The 2,791-nt window shown below is 73.5% G+C and carries 2 protein-coding genes; both read right to left on the bottom strand.

The window, feature by feature from the left end; translation table 11 throughout:
* Positions 1-46: 46 nt before the first annotated feature.
* On the bottom strand, positions 47-1,705 hold the full coding sequence (locus ACFWEP_RS33820; RefSeq protein WP_387376007.1) for an alpha/beta hydrolase: 1,659 nt from the start codon (positions 1,703-1,705) through the stop codon (positions 47-49).
* A 237-nt stretch (positions 1,706-1,942) separates the two neighbouring features.
* A complete protein-coding gene (locus ACFWEP_RS33815; protein ID WP_387376005.1) occupies positions 1,943-2,746 on the bottom strand; it encodes a hypothetical protein in 804 nt (267 codons plus the stop codon).
* Between the last annotated feature and the right edge of the window lie 45 nt (positions 2,747-2,791).

Below are 2,791 nucleotides of genomic sequence, written 5' to 3'. Positions count from 1 at the left end.
ACCCCCGACCGGGGTGGCGGCCCTCGTTCGTCTGCGTTTTCGGGGCTCACCGGGGCTGCCGGAGGAGTCGGGAGACGACGCCCGCCATCGCGCCACCGCCCGCGGCGACTCCGCCGTGGGGCACGGGGGTGGCGAAGGGCGGTGTGTCCTGACGGCAGGTCGTGCCGGGCGGGGGAAGGGTGCCGTCGATGAAGTAGCGGCTCTCGTGGGCGTTGACGCAGCTGCTGGTGTTGATCAGCGCGGTGTGTCCGTAGCCGCTGTTGGTGAGCAGTCGGGCGTCGGCCAGTTCCTCGGCCATGGCCTGCGCGTTCGTGTAGGGCGTGGAGGGGTCGAAGAGGGTGCCGACCACCATCACGGGGTGCGCCGTGGGCTTGTTCCACGGACCCGTGTACCGGTTCTCCGCCCGGGTCAGCCAGGTGGCGCACGGCTCCGCGGCCCAGGTCCAGTGGCGTCCGGGGTCACCCGTACGAGCGGCGCCGGCCTCCTCCAGGGCGGGGTAGACGGCGGTGTCACGCGGGTTGGGGCTGTCGCCGCAGAGCACGGCGCCCGCCTGTTCGTCGCCCAGGTACGGATACGGCACCGGCGGCGCGGGCAGGGGCGCGGGCGGTGCGGGGACGCGGCCCTGCCACAGGTCCTGCAGCCGGCCGGCGAGCTCCGTCCATCCGGGGTGGAGGGTGTAGAGGCCGGACACCGTGTCACTGGCCGTGGCGGCGTAGGTCCAGGTGCCCACCGGCTGCTCGCGGAGCCGCCGCATGAGCTGGTCGAACTTGGACCGGGTCGCCTGCGGGCTGCCGGCCGAGAAGGCGCAGTGGTCCGTGCCGGTGGACCCGCACCGGGTGAGGAACTGCTCCAGGGTGGAGGCCGCGGTGACGTCGGAACCCATGCGCAGGAAGGTCGGCAGCCGGGCATCGCCCATGGCGTGGTTCGTCCAGGCCCGCGGGTCGATGTTGCTGTCGAGGGTCATGGCGCGCACATGGCCGGGGTAGAGGTTGGCGTAGGTGGCGCCGAGGATCGTGCCGTAGGAGATCCCCAGGTAGGTCAGCTGCCGGTCGCCCACGGCCTGGCGGAGCAGGTCGAGGTCGTGCGCGCTGTCGGCCGTCGACACGTGGCGCAGGAGTTCCGGGTCACGCTTCAGGCAGCGCTGGTACAGGTCCTTGAACGCGGCGTTCCAGGCCGCCCGCTGCTGTTCGCCCACCGGGAATCCGGCCGGTTTGCGGGCCGCCCAGGCGGCGGCCTCCTCGGGAGTGCCGAAGCAGTTCACCGCGGTGCTGTGGCCGATTCCGCGGGGATCCCAGCTGACGATGTCGAACCGCTCCCGCACTTCTTCGGGGAAGGCTTCGTAGTTCTGCGGCATCTGCACCGTTCCCGGCCCACCCGGGCCGCCGGGGTTGAAGAGCAGTGAGCCGATGCGCTTCCCCGGGCCGGTCGCCTTGCGCCGGACGAGCGCCAGGTCGATCGTGCGGCGGCCGGGGTCGGCGTAGTCCAGCGGCACCTCGGCGGTGGCGCAGTCGAAGGGGCTGCCGGGCGAGCAGGGTCTCCAGTCCAGCTGCGGGACGGGCACCCGAGGTGGCGGCGCTCCGCCGGCCAGCGCGGGGTCCGATCCGGTGAACGTGAACATCGCCGAGCAGATCGCCGTCGCGGCGAGGGCCGCGGCACAGCGACGGCGACCCGGTATGGATGCGCGTACGGGCATGCGTAGGGACATGCGGAGTCTCCCTGTCTCGCGTGGAGGGGCGCCCGTGCCGCCGGTTCGTGGGGATCGGTACGCGTGCTTCCACCACACCGGCGTCCGGTCGTGGGCGCGAACCGGCCGCAGCCGAACGGGGCCTCGCGCGGGCGGGCTCGCGGCGCGGCGCCCGCGACGGACGTGGGGGCGGCTTCGCCACCGACCTGATCGGGAGGTGGAGGGGCCACGGGCGCACAGGGGGGAGGTGCGGGCCGGTCAGCGCAGTTCGACGACCGGCCGGACGAAGAAGTCCTCGTAACTGTCCTCGCCGTCGGGTTCCCGCAGGAATTCGGCGAGTCCGGGGTTGTGGTTGGCGGTTGCCATGGGCAGCCAGGTGAGGAAGGTGCCGTAGCCACCGCACGCGGCCTCGCCGCCGTCGCCGCCGTGGACGTGGCCGGGGTCGCTGGTCACCTCCGCCTCGTACACGCTGTAACCGAAACGCAGGCCGAAGGCGTTGGGCAGGTGGTGCGGGCCGGGCCCTTCTCCGTACGGGGAGCTGCCGGCCGGGTACGTGTCGCCCCAGCGGAACAGGGTCTCGGCGCCGGCGCCGCAGGCGTGCTCCCACTCGTCGGGGGTGGGCGGACGCAGACCGCGGGCCGCGAGCACGGAGGCGGCCTCGGCCGGTACGCCGGAGAGCGCCTCGGCCTCCACCGCCATGAGGACGGTGGGAAGGGTGACCGTGCGCCGGGGTGTGAGGACGCCGGCGAGGTGGACGAGGAGGTCGGCGTCGAAGCCGAAGCCGCCCGCGATGCTCTCCTCGCGGTAGGAGCGGAGCTGTTCGGCGGTCGGGCTCCATGTGGTCAGGTCGAATCCGACGCGCACCTCGCCGCCGGGTATCAGGGCGAACCCCTGCCCGTCCCGCTCGATCACCGCGCGGTGCGGGATCCGTCCCCGCGCCGGGTCGCTCTCCCACTCGGCCAGGGTGCCGCCCACCTGGCGGGCAGCTTCCTCGGCGCGGCTGCGCGCGGTGGCCGGGTCGAAGGCGCACCAGCGGTCGAAGGTCAGGGCGGTGAGTGACATGCCGGAAGTCTGGCACCCGCCGCCGACAGCGGCAGCGGGTCGGAC

Source organism: Streptomyces sp. NPDC060198 (assembly GCF_042728415.1).
Taxonomy (GTDB): domain Bacteria; phylum Actinomycetota; class Actinomycetes; order Streptomycetales; family Streptomycetaceae; genus Streptomyces.
Note: the sequence above shows the minus strand (reverse complement) of the source record. Positions and strands in the feature narration are given on the sequence as shown.